A 19,704-nucleotide genomic window follows, 5' to 3' on the forward strand; every position below is an offset into this window, starting at 1 on the left:
GGTGAGTAAGACGGTGGTTCACGTGCTCCGGCACGGCGAGGTGCACAACCCCGACCAGATCCTCTACGGCCGGCTGCCCGGTTTCCGCCTCTCCGAGCTGGGCGTGCAGATGGCCAAGGCCGCCGCGCAGGGCCTGGCCGAGCGGGAGATCGTGCACGTGGTGGCCAGCCCGCTGGAACGCGCCCAGCAGACCGCCGAGCCGATCGCCGCCCAGTTCGGGCTGCCGGTCGGGGTGGACGAGCGGCTGATCGAGAGCGCCAACTGGTTCGAGGGCAAGAAGGTCTCCCCGGGTGACGGGTCGTTCCGCGACCCGCGTAACTGGTGGGTGTTGCGCGACCCGGTGACCCCGTCCTGGGGTGAGGCGTACCGGGTGATCGCCGAGCGGATGTTCGCCGCCGTGCACGCCGCCCGGGTCGCCGCCGAGGGCCGCGAGGCGGTGCTGGTGTCGCACCAGCTCCCGATCTGGACGCTGCGCCGTTACGTCGAGCGCAAGCGGCTCTGGCACGACCCGCGTAAGCGGCAGTGCGGGCTGGCGAGTCTCACCTCGTTCCACTTCGACGGCGCGAAGGTGGTGGGCATCGGCTACAGCGAGCCGGCCGCGCACCTGATCGCTCTCTCCGCGACCGCCCGGACGGCCAAGGGGGCCTGATGAACGCCCGGAGGTGGACCGCGGGTCTGCTCGCCAGCGTCGCCGCGGTGGCGCTGGTCGGCTGCACGTCGTCGAAGGCGCAGGAGAAGACCTGCACCACCACCACCGACGGGATCTTCGAGTGCGCACCGGACCAGCGCTCCGCGCCCCCGAAGCTCGCCGGTGAGCTGCTTCTCGGTGGCAGCTATGACGTCAGCGACGCTCGCGGGCAGGTGGTGGTGGTCAACTTCTGGGGTTCCTGGTGCGCGCCGTGCCGCGCCGAGGCCGACGACCTGGAAGCCGTCTACCAGGCCACCAAGGGTTCCGGGGTGGACTTCCTCGGCGTCAACGTCCAGGACTCGCGGGACAAGGCCAAGGCGTTCGAGAAGGGGCGGGTCACCTACCCGAGCCTCTTCGACCCGTCCAGCCGGTTGGCGCTCGACCTGGACATCCCGCCGAACACCGTCCCGGCGACGGTGGTGCTCGACCGGGACGGCCGGATCGCCGCGGTGATCCGGGCCGCCGTCAAGCAGGAGGGCCTGCAACCGATCGTCGAACGGATCGCCGCCGAGAAGCCGGCGCCGAACTGATGGGCGAGACGTTCCGGCAACTCGCGCTGGACGGGCCGCTGCTGCTCGCCATGGCCGCGGCGGCGCTCGCCGGTCTGGTCAGCTTCCTGTCCCCGTGTGTGCTTCCGCTCGTCCCCGGCTACCTGTCGTACGTGACCGGCCTGGCCGGTGCCGACCTGGAGGGCCGCCGACCGGCGGCGGACCCGGCGCCGACCGGCGGGGGTGTCGCCGTCAAGGAACGGGTCGCGCGGGTCGGCGCGGTCAAGGGCCGGGTGCTCGCCGGGACGCTGCTGTTCATCGCCGGCTTCACCGTCGTCTTCGTCGCCACCGCGATCCTGTTCGCCGGCATCGGCCGGGTCTTCTTCGAGTACGAGCGGCAGCTGGAGATCCTCGTCGGCGCGCTGATCATCGTGCTCGGCCTGGGCTACCTCGGGATGATCCCGGCGCTGCAACGCGAGTTCCGGATCTCCCGGCTGCCGTCGGCCGGCCTGCTCGGCGCACCGGTCTTCGGTGCGGTCTTCGCGCTGAGCTGGGTGCCCTGCACCGGCCCCACCCTCGGCGCGGTGATGGGCATGGCCGCCACCAGCGGGCAGAGCGACCGCGCGGTGGTGCTCGCCGTGGCGTACTGCCTCGGGTTGGGGATACCGTTCATCGTCTTCGGGCTGGGCTTCGAACGTCTGCTCGGGGTCTTCCGCGCCGTCCGGCGCAACAGCCGCTGGGTCACCCGGGTCGGCGGCGCCCTGCTCATCCTGATCGGCCTGGCCCTGGTCACCGGCGGATGGCAGAGCTTCGTGATCTGGTTGCAGACCACCGTCGGGGTGGGCGAGGTGAGCATCTGATGACGGTCGTCGACGACCGACCGGAGACCGTGGCGCCCGCGCCGCGCCGCCGGCCGAACCGGCTGCTGGCCCTGCTGCGCAACTCGTGGCGGCAGCTGACCAGCATGCGTACGGCCCTGATCCTGCTCTTCCTGCTCGCGATCGCCGCCATCCCCGGCTCGGTGCTGCCGCAGCGCGGGATCAGCCCGGAGAAGGTCAACCAGTACTTCGTCGACCACCCCGACTGGGCTCCCCGGCTGAACCGGATCGGCGCGTTCGAGGTCTTCGGCTCGGTCTGGTTCTCCGCGATCTACCTGCTGCTGTTCACCTCCCTGATCGGCTGCATCACGCCCCGCCTGCGGGACCACATCCGCGCCCTGCGGTCCCGGCCGCCGGCCGCGCCGAAGCGGATGGCCCGGCTGCCGCAGCACACAGTGCTGCCCGCCCCGCCCGGTGGCACGGCGGCGATCGCCGAGGTGCTGCGCAAGCGCCGCTGGCGCGTCGAGGTGCGCGGCGACGAGGTCTCCGCCGAGAAGGGCTACCTCAAGGAGACCGGCAACCTGCTGTTCCACACCTCGCTGATCGCGGTGCTGATCGGCGTGGCGCTGGGCTCCTGGTACGGCTGGAGCGGCAACCGGCTGCTGGTGGCCGGCGCGGACAACGCGTTCTGCAACACCCGCCAGCAGTACGCCGAAGCGAAGCTCGGCCCCCGGGTGGACAGCGCCGACCTGCCCCGCTTCTGTCTGCGGCTGGACGACTTCCAGGCCCGCTTCCTGGACAGCGGTCAGCCGGAGTTCTTCAACGCCACGGTGACGGTTGACGGCCCGGACGAGCCGACCCGCAGCGCCGACTTCTCGGTGAACTCGCCGCTGCGGTTGAACGACGCGAACGTCTACCTGCTCGGCCACGGGTACGCCCCGGTGATCCGCTACACCGACCGGTTCGGCAACAGCCAGATCAGTGACGAGCCGTTCCTGACCACCGGTGACATGGGCCTGACCAGCGAAGGGTTGGCCGCCTTCCCGGACGCCAACGTCGACCCGGCGACCGGCCAGCGGGCACCGGACCAGCAGATGGCGTTCACCGGCATCTACCTGCCCACGGCACCCGAGCAGGCGCCGTTCGTCCGCTCGCAGTACCCGACCGAGCGCAACCCGGCGCTGAACCTGGTCGCCTACCGGGGCAACCTCGGCCTGGACGCCGGCATCCCCGGCTCGGTCTACGAACTCGATCAGCGGCAGGTGCGGACCGGGAAGGTCAAGGAGGTCGGCACCAAACTGCTCCGCAAGGGCGAGAAGTGGACGCTGGACGACGGCACGACAGTCGAGTTCCTGGGCACCGAGCGGTACGTCACCCTCTCCATCCGGCACGACCCCGGTTCGACGATGCTGCTGGTCAGCTGCGGTGTCCTGCTGGTCGGGCTGATGGGTTCGCTGTTCGGCAAGCGCCGCCGGGTGTTCTTCCGGGTGGTGCCGGCCGACCCCGGGGAAGGATCTCCGACGAGCGGTAGTAGCTTGGTGGAGGTCGGCGGGTTGCCGCGTACCGACTATCCGGGGTTCGCCGACGAGTTCACCCAGCTCATCGCTGCGGTCAAGGGTGATGCTGACCCAGCGGCCGAACGGGCCGGCGTGCGAGAAGGAGCCGAGTGATGTCCGCACTCTCCGACAATCTGGTGACCTTCGCGATCCTGGCCTACCTGGTCGCGATGATCGGCCATGCCGTCGAGTACGCGCTGGGCAACGCCCGTACCCGGGTCGCCACGGCGGCTCCGGTGCGCGAGTTGGTCGGTGCCGGCGGTGGTGTCCTCCCGACGCCGCCCGCGCCGGTCCCGTCGTCGCCCCCGGCCGACCGTTCCGCCCGGCAGGCCCGGCTCGCGGGCCTGGTCGGGGTGGGTGCCACCGCTGTCGCCGCCGCGCTGCACCTGGCCGCGCTGGTCACCCGGGGGCTCGCCGCCGACCGGATGCCCTGGGGCAACATGTACGAGTTCGTGCTCACTGTGACGTTCATCGGGGTCGCCGCCTGGCTGGTGGTGCTCTGGAAGCGGCCGTCGCTGCGCAAGCTCGGGCTCTTCCTCACCCTGGTGATGGTGCTGCTGGTCGCCACCGCCGAGCTGGTGCTGTACGTGCCGATCGTGCCGCTGGTGCCGGCGCTGAACTCGTACTGGTTCGTCATCCACGTCTCGACGATCGTCTTCGCGTCCGGCATCTTCCTGTTCGGTGTGGTGCCGGCGGTCGGTTTCCTGATGCGCAGCGGGTACGAGCAGGGCAAGCGGAGCTTCCCGTACACCCTGGCCAAGCGGCTGCCCGGCGCGGCCGGCCTGGAGCGGCTGACCTTCACGCTGCACGCCTTCGCGTTTCCGATCTTCACCTTCGCGGTGATCGCCGGGGCCATCTGGGCCGAGGCGGCCTGGGGCCGGCCGTGGGGTTGGGACCCGAAGGAGACCTGGGCGTTCATCTCCTGGGTGGTGTACGCCGGCTACCTGCACGCCCGCGCCACGCCCAGCGTGAAGCGCAACGTGGCCACCTGGATCGCGGTGCTCGGCTTCCTCACCGTGCTGATGAACCTCTTCGGCGTGAACATCTTCTTCACCGGCCTGCACTCCTACGGCGGGCTTGACTGACAGCCGCAACGCGGTGCGGGCCGGTCACGGAACATCCGTGACCGGCCCGCGTCGTTCCACCGGCCCCGCTCGCGGTCGCCGGACCCGGTTCCGGTCGCCGGTCCCGCCCACGGTCGCCGGTCCCGGTCCCGGTCGCCGGGGTCAGGTCGCGTTGCTCGGGTGGTCGGCCATCCGGGGCCTTGTCGGGACCGCGCGTCTACCGGGTGGGTAGCGAGGCCCGGATGGTCCGCTCGACCTGGATCGTCACCTGGTAGGACACCTCGGGTAGGTCGGCCAGCTCGATCCGCTCGCCGCGCAACGCCAGTTGGGCGTGCAGCTCCCGGGCGATGGCGTCGCGAAGCTCGACCTGGAGGGGCGAGAACCCGTCCGGGTCGCCGACGACGTACGCATCCGACATGGATCCACTCTGCTCCCGCGTCCCGCCGTTCGGCCAGGCACGGTGAGATGTCCCCGCCGGTCTTGACGGATGTCCAGCCCCCCGGTCGCCGTTGATCCACTCGACTTTCATGAGGTCGGGGCGTCCTGCCGCCGGGGATACCGCACTTTCCTGAAGCCCGAGTGGATCACGCGATGGCCGCCGTCGAGCCCCGGACTGCCGTCGAGCCCTGGATTGCCGTCGAGTCAGACGGTCGTCACCCCGATATGAGTGTCAGGGGATGACGCAGTGTTGAGGGATCGCTACCGTGCGCAGGTGGGTCCGGTTACCCAACGTTCGCGGCGGAAGGTGGGACGCAGTGACCTCAGTGGTGTCCACGGCGGCGCTGATCCGGGAGCAGCTTCGACGGTCCCGGCTTGCGGCTGGGCTGACTCAGGAGGAGTACGGCAAACGGGCGCACTACTCGCCGTCGATGGTGTCGGCGGTCGAGCTGGGGCAGGCGGCGCCCAACGAGGCGTACCTGACCCGGGCCGACGAGGTGCTCGACACCGGCGGCCTGCTGGTCTCGCTGCGCGAGCTGGGCCGGCGCGACGGCGAACCGGTCTGGTTCCGCCCCTGGCTGGAGGTCGAACGGGTCGCCAGCCAGCTGCGCTGCTTCGGCGCGACGATGATTCCCGGGCTGTTGCAGACCGCCGACTACGCCCGGGCGGTGTTCCGGCTCGACCTGGGCCTCACCGCCGATCGCATCGAGGAGTTGGTGGCGGCCCGGTTGGAGCGGCAGACGATCCTCGACCGGGAGCACCCGCCGCAGCTCACCGCCGTGATTGACGAGGCGGCGCTCCAGCGTTTCGCGGAGGGCTGCGCCGGGGTGCTGGCCGGGCAGCTCCGACACCTGGTGGCGTGCGCCCGCCGTCCGCACATCAGGGTGCATGTGCTGCCGCAGGGGGTGGGGCTGCACGCGGGTCTCTTCGGGCCGTTCATCCTCGGCCGCACCGCCGACGGCAGCTGGCTCGGCTTCCTCGACAACCAGACCGGTGGCACTGCCGTGGACGACATCAACGAGGTGGCGACCCTACTCGGAAGGTGGGAGAGTCTGCGCAGTGACGCGCTGCCCCGGCAGCAGTCGATCGACCTGCTCGAGGAGATCGTGAAGCCATGGATCTGACCGGAGCCCGTTGGCACAAGTCCACCCGGAGCGGCAACGACGCCGGCGCATGTGTCGAGGTCGCCGACAACCTGCCCGGCCGGGTGCACGTCCGCGATTCCAAGGACCGCGACGGCGGCCTGCTGACCTTCACCCCGGCCGCGTGGCGGGCCTTCGTCGAGCTGGCCCGCACCCACTGACCATCCGCCGGATCCTCGTGACCGCCGTACCCGCCGACCGTCCGCCGGGTCATCACTGACCTGGCTACGCGATGCGGGCCGGTCACGGATCATCCGTGACCGGCCCGCGTCGTTCTGGTGCGGTGCTCAGCTCACCGTCACGGGGGCGACGTCGTTGTTCGGGTTGTCGTCCACCCGGGGGTAGCGCTGGAACGGCTCAACCTTGCCGGGGGCCCCGGAGAGGGTGTCGATCCGCAGGTCGAACCCGACCTTGTGAGTCGTGCCGGCCGGGAAGACCGACCCCGGTCCGTTGCAGTACCAGGTTGCCGGGACGGTCTCGGGCTCTTCCTCGTCGCCGTTCAGCCAGCAGTCGGACGGGGCGGCGAGCACGGTGACCCCGGCGGGCGGGACGAAGAGGAAGGCTCCGACGCCCTCGCCGGAGAGGCTGCCGTCCGGCACGCCCGGACCCTTGTTGCGCAGGCCCACGGTGACCCGCACGGTGTCACCGACGGCTCCGGTGACGGCCGCGCCCTTCGCGACGATGTCGAAGGCGCCGTGCACGCCCCGCAGGTAGGTCTGGCCTTCGGCCCGCGTCGCCTCGGCCGGCAGCACGTCGAGCGGTGCGCCCACCGCGCGTAGCCGTAGCGCCTGGTCGGCGTCGCGGCTCCGGAGCTTCACTCCACTGGGGAGCGGGCCGGCGCTGGCCAGCGGTTGCACGGCCTGGGTGATCCGCTTGCTGCCGAGGGTCGCCGGGCCGACAGTGGTCGCGAACCCGTCCCGCAGCTCGTGCCGCTGGCCGGGCGCGAACGTGCCGCGCACGGTGCAGACGACCACGGTGGCGAGCACCTGGTTGGTGCCGTACCGGCAGTTGCGGTAGCTGGTCGGCACCAGGCCCACCGGGAAGCGCATGGTGAGCCGCAGGTCCACGGCCGGCTGGTCGCCGGCGTTGACCACGGCCACCGGGACGGGAAGGGTGTCGCCCACCTGCACGCCGGTCACGGTCTCGTCGACCAGGTCGAGCAGGTTGGGCCCGGATCGCACGGTGACGGTCGCCTGCTGGGTGTACGCCTCGGTCTGCTCGCCGAGCGGCGTGTAGTCGAGGGTGCCGCTCGCGCCGTCGAGGGCGCCGGGCGCGGGCCGGAACACCACCGGCACGGTGCCGGTGAGCGTGCCGAACTCGTCGACGGCGGTCGGCGGCATCGGGCAGGTCACCGAGGTGCCCTCGGTGACGCAGAAGTCGGGGAAGGCGGCGGTGGCCACGCCCGCCAGGCCGGTCAGGTCGATGGTCACCCGGGGCTGGCTGGCCCCGGTGCTGGTCAGGGTCAGCGGCATCGTGCGGCCGGGAGCGCCGGGGCCGCCGACGGTGACGTCATCAAGCCATCCGCTGACCCAGCCGGGGTCGTCCTCGGCCGCAGCCGGGCCAGCCGCCACACCGACTGCTGCGGTGCCGACGAGCAGCGCTGTCACGCCACGCAGAAGCCGACCACGGGCAACGCGCACAGATCTCATTGATCTCCTTGCTGAGGGGTGAGCCGATCGGAAGACGTCAGGTCTGCAACACCCCGGACCCGACCGGCATCCATGATCTTAGGGATCGCCTGTGACAGTTTCTGATCGGCCGAGCGGGGGCGTGATCTCCGTCGAAACGGGACACGGTCGGGTGCCCGCAGCACCGGTCAGCAACACCGCAACGGCCCCTCCACCTGGGCGGACGCCTTCGGTCAGTTCGCCCGCCCACCGGTTGTCGGGCAGCCCCGCACGGCTGCGGGCGATCAGCCGCCGAACCAGCCGGGCACGTCGAGCCGGAACCAGTTGGCCGCGGCCATCGTGGTGAGGTCGTCCTCCATCGCGGTGACCCGTTGAGGGCCGAGGGTGTCGGCCCACTGTGCCCGCAGCCGGTCGAAGATCTCGGCCGAGCGGCGTAGCCCGTCGGCGCCGCGCGGCGTGACCCGCACCAGCCGGCGTCGGGCGTCGGCGGGGTCGTCGGCCCGCTCCAGGTATCCCACGGCGACCAGCCGGTCGACGGTCTTGCCCGCCGCCTGTTTGGAGATGCCCAGCCGTTGGCCCAACTCGGTGGCGGTGGTGCCGTCCGCACCGACGGCCTGGAGCACGAACCCGTGCAGCGGTCGTAGCTCCGGATGCCCCTCCCGGGCCAGTTCGGCGTGCAGGTCGTCGATCAGCGTCCGGAAGCCGGCCAGCAGCAACAGCGGTAGCGCGAAGCCGGGCCGCGCGGGATCAGGGGTTGCCATGTTCGACAACCACGTTTACTATTTCGTCAACCACGTTGACTATCGTACCGTCCCCGAACCAAGCCCTGGAAAGCAGGTAACCATGTCCGTCTTCACCGCCCACACCGCTGAGACCGCCCCCGCCGCCGCCCGCCGGTCCATCGAGGGAGTAAGCGGCCGGTTCGGCTGGCTGCCCACCCCGGTGGCACTGATGGCCGATTCGCCACAGTTGCTCACCGGCTTCCTCGCCGCCAGCGCGGGCTTCGAGCAGACCGACCTCGCCCCGCTGGACCGGGAGGTGGTCATCCTGACGGTCTCCACCAGTCACGAATGCCACTTCTGCGTCGCCCTGCACACCGGCAAGCTCACCCAGCTCGGCGCGACTCCCGAGCTGATCGCCGCGCTGCGGGCCGGCTCGGTGCTGCCCGAGCCGCGCCTGGAGGCGCTGCGCCGGTTCACGCTGGCCGTGCTCGACCACCGGGGCGCGGTGCCCGACCACGAGCTGGACGACTTCCTGACCGCCGGATACCAGCCCCGGCACGCGCTGGACGTGGTGCTCGGCGTCGGCGCGTACACCATGTCCACCTTCGCCAACCGACTCACCCGGGCACCGCTCGACCCGCCGCTGGCCGCCCACGCCTGGGCGCCGGCAGCCCGCACATGCGCCGGGTCTTGATCCACTCAGCTTTCAGAAAGTCGGCCTATCTCCAGGCGCAGGACACCCCGACTTCCTGCAAGCCGAGTGGATCTAGGCACGCCGCGCCGTCCGCGCCGGGCTCGCCGTGGCGGCCATCGCGCGCGTCACAGCACCCGGCTTGGGCCGGGCGGGAGCCGGTGCGGGAGACTGGGCGACATGGCGGCTCGTGGCTTCCCGTACACCGATCTCAAGGACTTCATCGCGGCGCTGGAGCGCGCGGGGGAGTTGCGCCGGATCGACGTCCCGGTTGATCCGACCCTGGAGATCAGCGAGGTGGTCACCCGCACGGTGCGGGCCGGCGGCCCGGCGCTGCTCTTCGAGCGTCCGACCCGGGGCGAGATGCCGGTGGCGATCAACCTCTTCGGCACCGAGAAGCGGATGGCGATGGCGCTCGGCGTCGACACGCTGGACGAGATCGGTGCCCGGATCGGCGCGATGATCAAGCCGGAGTTGCCGGTTGGCTGGTCCGGCATCCGCGAGGGCCTCGGCAAGGTCATGCAGCTCAAGTCGTTGCCGCCGCGCAAGGTGAAGACCGCGCCCTGCCAGGAGGTCGTCTACCGGGGCGACGATGTCGACCTCAACCGACTGCCGGGGTTGCAGGTCTGGCCGGACGACGGCGGGATCTTCCACAACTACGGGCTGACCCACACCAAGCACCCGGAGACCGGCAAGCGCAACCTGGGCCTCTACCGGCTCCAGCAGCACGGCCGCAACACCCTGGGCATGCACTGGCAGATCCACAAGGACTCGACGGCACACCACGCGGTCGCCGAGCGGCTCGGGCAGCGCCTGCCGGTCGCGGTCGCGATCGGCTGCGACCCGGTCGTCTCGTACGCGGCCAGCGCGCCTCTGCCCAGTGACATCGACGAGTACCTGTTCGCTGGGTTCCTGCGCGGCGAGCGGGTGGAGATGGTCGACTGCCTCACCGTGCCGTTGCAGGTGCCGGCGCACGCGCAGATCGTGCTGGAGGGCTACCTGGAGCCCGGTGAGCGGCTGCCCGAGGGGCCGTTCGGCGACCACACCGGCTTCTACACGCCGGTCGAGCCGTTCCCCGTGCTGCACATCGAGGCGATGACCATGCAGCGGAAGCCGGTCTACCACTCGATCGTCACCTCGAAGCCGCCGCAGGAGGACCACGGCCTCGGCAAGGCCACCGAGCGGATCTTCCAGCCGCTGCTCAAGCTGATGATCCCGGACATCGTCGACTACGACCTGCCGGCCGCCGGCGTCTTCCACAACTGCGCGATCGTCTCCATCCGCAAGCGCTACCCGAAGCACGCGCAGAAGGTGATGAACGCGATCTGGGGCGCGCACCTGATGTCGTTGACCAAGCTGATCGTGATCGTCGACGAGGACTGCGACGTGCACGACTACAACGAGGTCGCCTTCCGGGCCTTCGGCAACGTCGACTACGCCCGCGACCTGTTGCTCACCGAGGGTCCGGTGGACCACCTCGACCACTCGTCGTACCAGCAGTTCTGGGGCGGCAAGGCTGGCGTCGACGCGACCCGCAAGCTGCCCACCGAGGGCTACACCCGTGGTTGGCCCGAGGAGATGAGCATGGCGCCCGAGGTCACGGCCCTGGTCGACAAGCGCTGGAAGGAGTACGGGATCTGATGGCCGTCCTCGACGCACCGGCGGCGAAGCCGGGCCGGACCAAGTCCTTCCTGAAGCTCGTCGCCGTCGAGCACTCCGTGTTCGCGCTGCCGTTCGCGTTCCTCTCCGCGCTGACCGCCATGCAGATCAACGGCGGGCGGGTACGGTGGCTCGACCTGCTGCTGATCACCGTGGCGATGGTCGGGGCGCGGACGTTCGCGATGGCCGCCAACCGGATCCTCGACCGCAAGATCGACGCGCGGAACCCGCGTACCGCCGGACGGGAACTGGTCACCGGAGCGGTGAGCGTGCGGACGGCCTGGACCGGCGCGGCCGTCGCACTGGTGGTCTTCCTCGTCGCTGCCGCCCTGCTCAACCCGCTCTGCCTGGTGCTCGCGCCGCTCGCCGTGGTGCCGCTGGTCGTCTACCCGTACGCCAAGCGGTTCACCAACTGGCCGCACGCCATCCTCGGGATCGCCCAGGCGGTCGGCCCGGTCGGCGCCTGGCTGGCGGTCACCGGCACCCTGGACGGCTCCGGGCCGGCCTGGCTGCTCGGCGCGGCCGTGGGCCTGTGGATCGGCGGCTTCGACCTGATCTACGCCTGCCAGGACTCGGAGATCGACCGGGAGATCGGCGTGCACAGCGTGCCCGCCCGCTACGGTCGGCGTTTCGCGCTGCACGCCTCCACGGTCGCGCACGTGGTGACGTTCGCGCTGTTCATCTGGTTCGGCGCGTTGATCGGCCTCGGCTGGCTCTGGTGGATCGGGCTGGCGTTGACAGCTGTGGCGTTCGGTTACCAGCACCTGGTGGTCACCCCGACCGACCTCAGCAAGGTCAACCGGGCGTTCTTCACCGCCAACGGGTTCGTCGGCATCGCGCTGTTCCTCTTCGCCCTGCTCGACCTGGTGATCCGGCTCGGCCTGCGGCCCTGAGGTCGGGTGATCCGGCCCGGCCGACGGCCCTGGGGCTGGGTGATCCAGCCCGGCCTACGGCTCCGGGGCTGGTGGTGCGGCGCTGACGGGGTAGCGGGCGCTCTCGAAGGTCCAGTCGATGGTCCCGCGCACGGCGTACGCGACCCCGTCGAGATGGTCGGCGACCGCCCTGTCCAACGCCGGACCGAACGACGGCACCGCGGCGCGCAGCGCGACGAAACGCCGCATCGCCTCCCGCCAGTGCTCGGCCGCGCGTTCGACCGCCTCCGCCTCCGGCAGGTCGAGCTCGGCCTGCAGGGCGAGGACCAGATTGTGCCCGCCGGCGGTCGTCCGGTCCCGGTCCAGCGAGGCCAGGTCGTTGTACCAGGAGAGCAGGTCGTTGCCGGTGCGGGCGATCTGACGCAGCAGCGGGTGGTGGTAAACCGGGTCGGGCAACGGTCGGCCGCTGACGAACTCCACGAGCGGGTACGACACCTCCGCCGCCGACGTCGCCCGACGCAGCTCGACGTACTCGTCGACGCTCGGGCGGCGGCCGGTCTCCTTGTTGACCGCCTCCTGCCAGGTGCCGTCGAGGTGTCGGGCCACCGCGTCGGCGAAGCGCAGCCGCCACCGGGCCGGCATCCGGCGGCGCGGCTCCCGCCACGCCAGCACCAGCAGTCGCCGCAGCGGCCCGCTCAGCCCGGTCTGCCGCAGCCGGGCGCCGTCGTGCAGCAGTGCCAGGGTGCCGTTGCGCAACGCCCGGATCTGCTCCGGAGTCAACCGGTTCGGCCCGTCGCAGGCGTCGTCGACCAGGAAGAACCAGGTGAACAGCGCGGTCAGCACCCGCAGGTCGGCTTCGGTCGCCCCGGGGTAGAGCCGCCCGGCGTACCGGGCGAAGGCCCCCCGGGACAGCCGTCGCAGCGCGGCGTCGTCCAGTGGCAGGCCAAGCTCGGGCAGCAGATCGAGCAGCCAGCCCTGCACCCGGTCGGCGTGTGCGGGCAGCTGGGACGGGATCGGACATTCGGCACGCAGCGCCCGGAGGATCTCGCCGGTCGTCACCGATGCCTCCTCTGCGAGATGGTTCCGGTGCGAATCGCCAGCCGCAGCATGTCAGGTCGGCGGGAGGCAGAGGTGCCCCGCCCGACATGTCGGACCGTACCGACCCCGGGGGTGCCCACCGGCGGACCAGCCGGACCAGGCAGGCTGGGGGTATGCGGGAACCATGGGTTGTCGGGGTCTCCGGTGCCTCCGGTACGCCGTACGCGGCGGCCGTCATCGGCGGGCTGCTCGACGCGGGCGAGCCGGTGGACCTGATCGTGTCCCGGGCGGCACGACTCACAGTGCTCGACGAGACCGGCCGGCCCTTCCGTGACGGGCACTGGGCCGAGGACCTCGCCGCCTGGCTCGGCCGGGACCTGACCTCTGCGGATGTCCGGTACTGGCCGGCCGGTGACCTGGCCGCCGGGCCGAGCAGCGGCTCCTACCGGGTACGCGGGATGGCCGTCGTCCCGGCCAGCACGGCGGCCTGCGCGGGCGTCGCGATCGGGCTCTCCAAGGACCTGTTGCAGCGCGCCGCCGAGGTCAACCTCAAGGAACGCCGACCCGTGGTGCTGGTGCCCCGGGAGACACCAGTGACCCGCAGTCACCTGGAACACCTCATCGCGCTGCACGACGCGGGCGCTGTGGTGCTGCCGGCCAGCCCCGGCTTCTACGGTGCCGGCGCGGCGGCCAGCGCGCAGCAACTGGTCGACTTCGTGGCCGGCAAGGTGCTGGACGCCCTCGGCGTCCCACACACCCTGTTCCGGCGGTGGTCCGGCCAGCTCGGCGCAGCGCGAAGCTGAGCCGCCGCTCGTGCCGAACAGTGCTGCTCAGGACGAGCAGCGTTGCCGCACGACGGTCGGCCGAAGTGGGACGCGGACCGGACTGGTGTCCGGTCCGCGTGGCGTTGTCCGCACCAGTTCAGTACATGCCGGCGTTTGCCGGACCCGGCCCCGTGGAAGCGGCCGGCCCCACATTGCGTGGCTTTCCGACCTCATCCACCTCGTCCAGCATGCCCTCCCCCTCAAGCAGGGCCCGCACCTCGGATTCCCGAAACCGGCGATGCCCGCCTGGAGTCCGGATGCTTCCTATCCGGCCGGCCGCCGCCCATCTCGTCACAGTTTTCGGGTCTACCCGAAACAGCGCGGCGACCTCACCCGGTGTCAGCAGGCGATCTCCAGTGTCCACAGCCCCCTCCTCGCGTCGACGAAGCCCCCGGCTGAACACACTGCCCCCGGCTGGTGCGTAGCCCAGAGCCGTCATGAGGGACGTATGGCAATTACAGCACCAGGGACATGGCCTGTCCGCCCAAACGCGAAAAATGCACTGAGTGGGGAGTTAGTAATGTTACTGGTGCTACCTCTGCCCTGACCGCCGGTTTTTGAACAGTGACTCACCGCTCAGTCCAACGGGTGCCGAAGGCCGCACGTTACGTGGCAACGGTTAGGGTCACTCTCTGTGGATGCCATCGACCTGAGCCTCGTCGACCTGCTGCGCGGCAACGCGCGCCTCTCGTACGCCGAGCTGGCCCGGCAGGTGGGCCTCTCCGCCCCGGCCGTGCACGAACGGGTCGGCAAGCTGGAGAGCAGCGGTGTGGTTCGGGGCTACCGCGCGGACGTGGCCCCGGAGTCGATCGGGCTGGGTGTCACCGCGCTGATCGGCATCGTCGAGGACTCCGGTGCCGACACCGACGACATGCTCGAGTCGCTGCGGGTGCTGCCCGAGATCGAGTCCTGCTACTTCATGGCCGGCGTGGAGTCGTTCCTGCTCAAGGCGCGGGTCGGCACGATCGCCGAACTGGAGCAGTTGATCGTGCGGTTGAACCGGACACCGGGGGTCGCCTCCACCCGTACCGCCATCGCGCTCTCCACCAAGTGGGAGAACCGCCCGCAGCCGGTCGGCCCGACCGCGACCTGACCATCCCGTACCCCTGGTGTCGCCCGGTCGGCCGGCGGTAGCGTGCGCCGATGACCCCTCCGGCGCGTCCCGTGGCCGTGGTGACCGGCGCCGCCGGGGGCCTGGGCCGCGCCATCGCCACCGCGCTGCACGCCGACGGCTGGTCGGTGCTGCTCACCGACCTCGACCCGGCGGCGGTGCGGGCCGCCGCGGCACCGCTCGGCGGCTGGTCGGCAGCCCTGGACGTCCGGGACGAGGACGCCTGCCGCGCCATCGCCGCGAACGCGGCGAGCCGGGGTGACCTCGCACTCTGGGTGAACAACGCCGGAATCCTGGTCACCGGGGCGTCGTGGGAGCACGACGCCCCGACTCGCCGCCGAGTGCTCGACGTGAACGCCCACGGCGCCATGAACGGCACCCTCGCCGCGCTGACCGTGATGCGCGCGCAGGGCCACGGGCACGTGCTCAACGTCGTCTCGCTGGCCGGGCTGATCGCCGCGCCCGGCGAGACGGTGTACGCGGCCAGCAAGCACGCACTGCTGGCGTTCAGCCTCGGCACCCTGTCCGACCTGCGGATGGCCGGCTACCGGCGGGTGCACGTCTCCTGCCTCTGCCCGGACGGCATCTGGACCCCGATGCTGCACGACCGGCTGGACGACCCGGGGGCGGTGGCCTCGTTCACCGGGTCGATGCTGACCGCGCAGCGGGTGGCGGCCCGGGTGGTCCGGCTGGCCCGCCGACCACGCCCGGTGGTCAGCCTGCCCCGCTGGCGGGGTGCGCAGGTGCGTCTGTTGGACGCGCTGCCCAGGTTGGCCGTCACACTGACCCCACTGGTCCGCGCCGCGGGCCGCGCAGGTCAGCGCCGCCAACGCCGCCGGTCGGCATCGCCGGACCGGCGCTGACCACCCCTGGTCAGCTTGCTACGTTTCCGAGCGTGACTCATCTCGACAGGTGCGACGAATCCAGCCGGACCTGGGTGACCGAGGCGATCGCCACCGTCGAGGCGGACGCGAACCGCTCGGCCGACACCCACCTGCTGCCGTTCCCGCTGCCCCGCGAATGGGGGATCGACCTCTATCTGAAGGACGAGTCGTCACACCCCACCGGCTCCCTGAAGCACCGGCTGGCCCGCTCGTTGTTCCTGTACGGGCTCTGCAACGGCTGGATCGGGCCGCGCACCACGATCGTCGAAGCGTCGTCGGGTTCCACTGCGGTCTCCGAGGCGTACTTCGCCCGGATGCTGGGCCTGCCGTTCATCGCGGTGATGCCCGCCTCCACCTCACCGGAGAAGATCGCGCAGATCGAGTTCCAGGGCGGCCGGTGCCACCTGGTGGACGACCCGGCGAGTGTGGTGGTCGAGGCCCGGTGGCTCGCCGAGGACTCCGGCGGGCACTTCATGGACCAGTTCACCTACGCCGAGCGGGCGACCGACTGGCGGGGCAACAACAACATCGCCGAGTCGATCTACGCGCAGCTGGAGCTGGAGCGGCACCCGATCCCCGCCTGGGTGGTGGTGGGTGCCGGCACCGGGGGCACCAGCGCGACAATCGGCCGGTACGCCCGGTACCGCCGGCTCGCCACCAAGCTCTGCGTGGTCGACCCGGAGAACTCGGCGTTCTACCCGGCCTGGCTGGCCGCCGACTGGTCGGTACGGACCGGGAAGGGCTCCCGCATCGAGGGGATCGGCCGGCCCACCGTGGAGGCGTCGTTCCTGCCCTCGGTGGTGGACCGGATGGTCCAGGTGCCGGACGCGGCGTCGCTGGCCGCGATGCGCGCCGGATCGGCGCTGCTGGGCCGTCGGGTGGGCGGCTCCACCGGCACCAACCTGTGGGGCGCGTTCGGCCTGATCGCCGCGATGCTCGCCGAGGGTCGGACCGGTTCGGTGGTCACCCTGATCTGCGACCCCGGCGACCGGTACGCCGACACGTACTACGCCGACGACTGGGTGAGCGCCCAGGGCCTCGACCTGACCCCGCACCTGGCCACGATCGACCGCTTCCTGGCCACCGGAGTCTGGCCCGGCTGAACCGCCAAGCGGGCCGTGGCCGGGCTCGGTGTCGGTCAGCGGGGGTCGATCCGTTCGGCCAGCCCGGGGTAGCGCACCACATAGCCGCTGTCGTCCAGATCGATGTCGGCGGTGAAGGTGCCGCTGGCGAAGCGCATCCGCCCCGGCCCGAGCCCGGTGTAGATCTGCTCGGCCGGCACCACCTCCAGGCCGGGCAGCAGCACCCAGGCGACGGTGATCCGGTGGGCCACGTCGGCGGGCTCGGCCGCCATCCTGAGCCGGTGATACGGCAGGGCGTTGAACAGCGGCGAGCCGCTCAGGTCGACGTCGAGCGCGTCGGCCAGTCGGTCCGGGTCGTCGGTGCCGGGCAGCCCGGCCCGGGGATGACCGGCCACGACGAGGGCCGCGTCCAGGTCGCCCTGCTCGGCGGTGGTGACCCGCCACCGGCCCACGGCCCGCTCCAGCGTCACCCGGCGCAGCCAGCCGGGACCCTCGGCCTCGACCTCGACCCGCGCGGTGGCCCAGTCCGGCGTGGTGGTCAGCTGGTAGCGGGCGGTCCACGGGACCGGGTCCACGGCGAGCAGCGTGCCCCTGGCCGCCAACCCGTGGCCGTCGTCGAGCAGGACCTGCTCGCTGCCGGCGGTGTCCGTCCGGGACCAGAAGATTGACTTCGGCATGGTCGGCATGAGCCGGACGTTACGCGACCCGGTCGGCATCGGCAGGGCATGCGCGAACGCCGCCGCGAAGCCTGGGCTTCGCGACGGCGTTCGGTGGATCAATCAGTGGGTACGCGCTGGCGGTCGCCCGCCGAAACCGCGCCGGTCGTCGCGCGGCCGGTCATCGCGCTGCCGGTCGTCACGGGGCCGGTCGTCGCGGACCCGGCTCTCCGGGCGGAAACCACCGCGAGCGTCCCGGTCGCCGAAGCGCCGCTCACCCTGCGGCCGGTCGCCGAAGCGCCGCTCGCCGGTCGGCCGATCGCCCCGACCGTCCCGGTCACCGAACTGCGGCCGGTCCCCGAACCGACGCTCGCCCTGCGGCCGGTCGCCGTACCCCCGGGTGTCCCGATCGGCGTAACGCCGCTCGCCCTGCGGGCGGTCGCCGTAGCCACGGTCGCCCTGCGGGCGGTCGCCCTGGGCCCGGTCGCCGAAGCGACGCTCGCCGGTGGGCCGGTCGCCGAAGCGTCGGTCACCCTGCGGGCGGTCGCCGTAGCCACGGTCACCCTGCGGGCGGTCGCCGAAGCGGCGCTCGCTGGTGGGCCGGTCGCCGTAGCGGCGGTCGCCCTGCGGCCGGTCGCCGTAGCCCCGGTCGCCCTGCGGGCGGTCGCCCTGGGCCCGGTCGCCGAAGCGGCGCTCGCCGGTGGGCCGGTCGCCGAAGCGCCGGTCGCCCTGCGGGCGGTCGCCGTAGCGACGCTCGCCGCCTGAGCGGTCACCGAACCGACGCGGGCCGCCGGCCCGGTCGTCGAACCGGCGCGAGCCGCCGGAGCGGTCGCCGTAGCCCCGGGGCTCCGCCTCGACGCGGACCGGGACGCCACTGGGCTCGCGGGCGCCGACCAGCTCGGCCAACGCCGCGTCACCGACCCGGACCCGGGTCTCGGCCGGCGCGACGCCGGCCTTCTCCATCATCGCCAGGGTGGTACGGCGCTGCTTCGGCAGCACCAACGTGGCGACCGCACCAGACTCGCCGGCCCGGGCGGTACGACCCGCACGGTGCAGGTAGTCCTTCGGGTCCTTCGGCGGGTCGACGTGCAGCACCAGGGTGACTCCGTCGACGTGGATGCCCCGCGCCGCCACGTCCGTGGCGACCAGCACGTTCATCCGGCCCTCGCGGAACTCGGCAAGCGTCTTGGTGCGCATCCGCTGGGTCTTGCCGCCGTGCAGCCCACCGGCGCGTACGCCGACGGCCGCGAGCTGCTCGACCAGCCGGTCCACCCCGAGCTGGGTACGGGCGAAGACCATCGTCCGGCCGTCCCGGGCGGCGATCGAGGCCGCCACCGGGAACTTCTCGTGCGGCGGGATCAACAGCATGTGGTGGTCCATGGTGGACACCGAGGCGGTGGACGGCGCGGTGGAGTGGGTGACCGGGTCGGTCATGAACCGCTTGACCAACGCGTCGACGTCACCGTCCAGGGTGGCCGAGAAGAGCAGCCGCTGACCGTTCGCCGGCGTCTTCGCCAGCAGCTCGGTCACCTCGGGCAGGAAGCCCATGTCGGCCATCTGGTCGGCCTCGTCGAGCACCGTGACCTCGACGTCGTCGAGCTGGCAGATGCCCCGCTCGATGAGGTCGCCGAGCCGCCCCGGGGTGGCCACGATGATCTCCACACCGCGACGCAGCGCGTCGATCTGACGGTCGTACGGAACGCCGCCGACGGCGGTCTTGAGGAAGATGCCGACGGCCTTGCCCAGCGGCACCAGAGCGTCGTTGACCTGCATGGCCAGCTCTCGGGTGGGCACCAGCACCAGGGCGCGCGGGCGCATCGGCCGGGCCCGGTTGCGGTCGGCCAGCCGAGCGATCATCGGCAGGCCGAAGGCGAGCGTCTTGCCGGAACCGGTCTGCCCCCGACCCAGCACGTCGCGGCCGGCGAGCGCGTCCGGAAGGGTGGCCCGCTGGATCTCGAACGGGCTGGTGATGCCCTGCTGCGCCAGTGCGCGGACCAGCGGGTCGGGCAGGCCGAGGGTAGTGAAACTGATCGGGTCGGCGGTCTCCGTCGGCACGGGCTCGGCCTGCGGGGTGGCGGCCTCGCCCGGAGCGACGTCGAGCTGCTCCCGTGCGGTGTCGGCCGCCGGGACTGAGTTGAAAACGGACGTAACGGTGCTGGGGTCAGCAGAGGTGGTCAACAAAAACCTTTCGAGCGGGGCGCATCTTCGCGATGGCCTGCCGCGGCTGTGCCGCCGGATCGCCCGCAAGATCGCCCAGGGGCGCACACCACGCGCGCCGGGTCAGTGATCTCACCCAGTGTACGGCGGTCCGGCGAAGCCGCCAGCCGGTTGTCCGACCGTAGT

At 71.7% G+C, this 19,704-nt stretch carries 21 protein-coding genes; 14 read left to right on the forward strand and 7 right to left on the reverse strand.

Features of this window, described 5'->3' with window-relative positions; translation table 11 throughout:
* Position 1: 1 nt before the first annotated feature.
* The 5 genes from ACX27O_RS02460 to ccsB are packed head-to-tail and all read left to right on the forward strand — an operon-like array spanning position 2 to position 4,635.
* Entirely contained in the window at positions 2 to 649 is a 648-nt protein-coding gene (locus ACX27O_RS02460; RefSeq protein WP_030334015.1) for a histidine phosphatase family protein, read from the forward strand.
* Complete coding sequence (locus tag ACX27O_RS02465; protein WP_030334016.1) at positions 649 to 1,218, forward strand: TlpA family protein disulfide reductase; 570 nt, start codon at positions 649 to 651, stop codon at positions 1,216 to 1,218. Before ACX27O_RS02460 ends, ACX27O_RS02465 begins: the two co-directional genes overlap by 1 nt.
* Positions 1,218 to 2,036: a cytochrome c biogenesis CcdA family protein gene (locus tag ACX27O_RS02470; RefSeq protein ID WP_357637038.1), complete on the forward strand. Its 819-nt coding sequence runs from the start codon at positions 1,218 to 1,220 to the stop codon at positions 2,034 to 2,036. The genes ACX27O_RS02465 and ACX27O_RS02470 overlap by 1 nt, the downstream gene beginning before the upstream one ends.
* Positions 2,036 to 3,664: a cytochrome c biogenesis protein ResB gene (gene resB / locus ACX27O_RS02475; RefSeq protein WP_030334018.1), complete on the forward strand. Its 1,629-nt coding sequence runs from the start codon at positions 2,036 to 2,038 to the stop codon at positions 3,662 to 3,664. The genes ACX27O_RS02470 and resB overlap by 1 nt, the downstream gene beginning before the upstream one ends.
* Positions 3,664 to 4,635: a c-type cytochrome biogenesis protein CcsB gene (gene ccsB, locus ACX27O_RS02480; protein WP_030334019.1), complete on the forward strand. Its 972-nt coding sequence runs from the start codon at positions 3,664 to 3,666 to the stop codon at positions 4,633 to 4,635. The genes resB and ccsB overlap by 1 nt, the downstream gene beginning before the upstream one ends.
* 196 nt (positions 4,636 to 4,831) lie before the next feature.
* Here the strand turns inward: ccsB and ACX27O_RS02485 are convergent, their stop codons facing one another.
* The gene (locus ACX27O_RS02485; protein ID WP_210865011.1) at positions 4,832 to 5,032 is read right to left on the reverse strand and encodes a hypothetical protein; all 201 of its coding nucleotides are present in this window, start codon (positions 5,030 to 5,032) and stop codon (positions 4,832 to 4,834) included.
* A 337-nt stretch (positions 5,033 to 5,369) separates the two neighbouring features.
* On the opposite strand from ACX27O_RS02485, the gene ACX27O_RS02490 reads away from it, so the two are divergent.
* Positions 5,370 to 6,176, forward strand: coding sequence for a helix-turn-helix domain-containing protein (locus ACX27O_RS02490; protein ID WP_030334023.1), 807 nt, complete (start codon positions 5,370 to 5,372; stop codon positions 6,174 to 6,176).
* Positions 6,173 to 6,355, forward strand: a complete 183-nt coding sequence (locus ACX27O_RS02495) for a DUF397 domain-containing protein (RefSeq protein WP_030334025.1) — start codon at positions 6,173 to 6,175, stop codon at positions 6,353 to 6,355. Before ACX27O_RS02490 ends, ACX27O_RS02495 begins: the two co-directional genes overlap by 4 nt.
* Before the next feature lie 126 nt (positions 6,356 to 6,481).
* Here the strand turns inward: ACX27O_RS02495 and ACX27O_RS02500 are convergent, their stop codons facing one another.
* Both ACX27O_RS02500 and ACX27O_RS02505 read right to left on the reverse strand, forming a co-directional pair.
* Entirely contained in the window at positions 6,482 to 7,843 is a 1,362-nt protein-coding gene (locus ACX27O_RS02500) for a COG1361 family protein (RefSeq protein WP_400448068.1), read from the reverse strand.
* 263 nt (positions 7,844 to 8,106) lie between these two features.
* Positions 8,107 to 8,583, reverse strand: a complete 477-nt coding sequence (locus ACX27O_RS02505) for a MarR family winged helix-turn-helix transcriptional regulator (RefSeq protein WP_030334029.1) — start codon at positions 8,581 to 8,583, stop codon at positions 8,107 to 8,109.
* A gap of 82 nt (positions 8,584 to 8,665) precedes the next feature.
* On the opposite strand from ACX27O_RS02505, the gene ACX27O_RS02510 reads away from it, so the two are divergent.
* The 3 genes from ACX27O_RS02510 to mqnP all read left to right on the forward strand — a co-directional run bounded on the left by ACX27O_RS02510 (position 8,666) and on the right by mqnP (position 11,787).
* Complete coding sequence (locus tag ACX27O_RS02510; RefSeq protein WP_030334031.1) at positions 8,666 to 9,238, forward strand: carboxymuconolactone decarboxylase family protein; 573 nt, start codon at positions 8,666 to 8,668, stop codon at positions 9,236 to 9,238.
* A gap of 177 nt (positions 9,239 to 9,415) precedes the next feature.
* Positions 9,416 to 10,876, forward strand: coding sequence for a menaquinone biosynthesis decarboxylase (locus ACX27O_RS02515; RefSeq protein WP_030334033.1), 1,461 nt, complete (start codon positions 9,416 to 9,418; stop codon positions 10,874 to 10,876).
* On the forward strand, positions 10,876 to 11,787 hold the full coding sequence (mqnP, locus tag ACX27O_RS02520) for a menaquinone biosynthesis prenyltransferase MqnP (protein WP_030334038.1): 912 nt from the start codon (positions 10,876 to 10,878) through the stop codon (positions 11,785 to 11,787). Before ACX27O_RS02515 ends, mqnP begins: the two co-directional genes overlap by 1 nt.
* Before the next feature lie 54 nt (positions 11,788 to 11,841).
* Here mqnP and ACX27O_RS02525 read toward each other — a convergent pair whose 3' ends face one another.
* A complete protein-coding gene (locus ACX27O_RS02525; protein ID WP_030334039.1) occupies positions 11,842 to 12,825 on the reverse strand; it encodes a terpene synthase family protein in 984 nt (327 codons plus the stop codon).
* Positions 12,826 to 12,977: 152 nt separating this feature from the next.
* On the opposite strand from ACX27O_RS02525, the gene ACX27O_RS02530 reads away from it, so the two are divergent.
* On the forward strand, positions 12,978 to 13,607 hold the full coding sequence (locus tag ACX27O_RS02530; protein WP_358135470.1) for a UbiX family flavin prenyltransferase: 630 nt from the start codon (positions 12,978 to 12,980) through the stop codon (positions 13,605 to 13,607).
* A 118-nt stretch (positions 13,608 to 13,725) separates the two neighbouring features.
* Here the strand turns inward: ACX27O_RS02530 and ACX27O_RS02535 are convergent, their stop codons facing one another.
* The gene (locus ACX27O_RS02535; RefSeq protein ID WP_007454516.1) at positions 13,726 to 13,992 is read right to left on the reverse strand and encodes a BldC family transcriptional regulator; all 267 of its coding nucleotides are present in this window, start codon (positions 13,990 to 13,992) and stop codon (positions 13,726 to 13,728) included.
* 270 nt (positions 13,993 to 14,262) lie between these two features.
* On the opposite strand from ACX27O_RS02535, the gene ACX27O_RS02540 reads away from it, so the two are divergent.
* From ACX27O_RS02540 to cds1, 3 genes are read left to right on the forward strand one after another with little or no spacing between them, the layout of a single operon-like run.
* Complete coding sequence (locus ACX27O_RS02540) at positions 14,263 to 14,721, forward strand: Lrp/AsnC family transcriptional regulator (RefSeq protein WP_030334044.1); 459 nt, start codon at positions 14,263 to 14,265, stop codon at positions 14,719 to 14,721.
* A 50-nt stretch (positions 14,722 to 14,771) separates the two neighbouring features.
* Entirely contained in the window at positions 14,772 to 15,602 is an 831-nt protein-coding gene (locus tag ACX27O_RS02545) for an SDR family NAD(P)-dependent oxidoreductase (RefSeq protein WP_030334046.1), read from the forward strand.
* Between the two features lie 32 nt (positions 15,603 to 15,634).
* Positions 15,635 to 16,726: an L-cysteine desulfhydrase Cds1 gene (gene cds1, locus ACX27O_RS02550; RefSeq protein ID WP_030334047.1), complete on the forward strand. Its 1,092-nt coding sequence runs from the start codon at positions 15,635 to 15,637 to the stop codon at positions 16,724 to 16,726.
* Between the two features lie 35 nt (positions 16,727 to 16,761).
* Here cds1 and ACX27O_RS02555 read toward each other — a convergent pair whose 3' ends face one another.
* Together ACX27O_RS02555 and ACX27O_RS02560 are read right to left on the reverse strand one after the other, a co-directional pair.
* Positions 16,762 to 17,382, reverse strand: coding sequence for a putative glycolipid-binding domain-containing protein (locus tag ACX27O_RS02555; RefSeq protein ID WP_036411914.1), 621 nt, complete (start codon positions 17,380 to 17,382; stop codon positions 16,762 to 16,764).
* Positions 17,383 to 17,484: 102 nt separating this feature from the next.
* Entirely contained in the window at positions 17,485 to 19,539 is a 2,055-nt protein-coding gene (locus tag ACX27O_RS02560) for a DEAD/DEAH box helicase (protein ID WP_374224229.1), read from the reverse strand.
* Between the last annotated feature and the right edge of the window lie 165 nt (positions 19,540 to 19,704).

It is taken from the genome of Micromonospora sp. SD19, assembly GCF_054462275.1.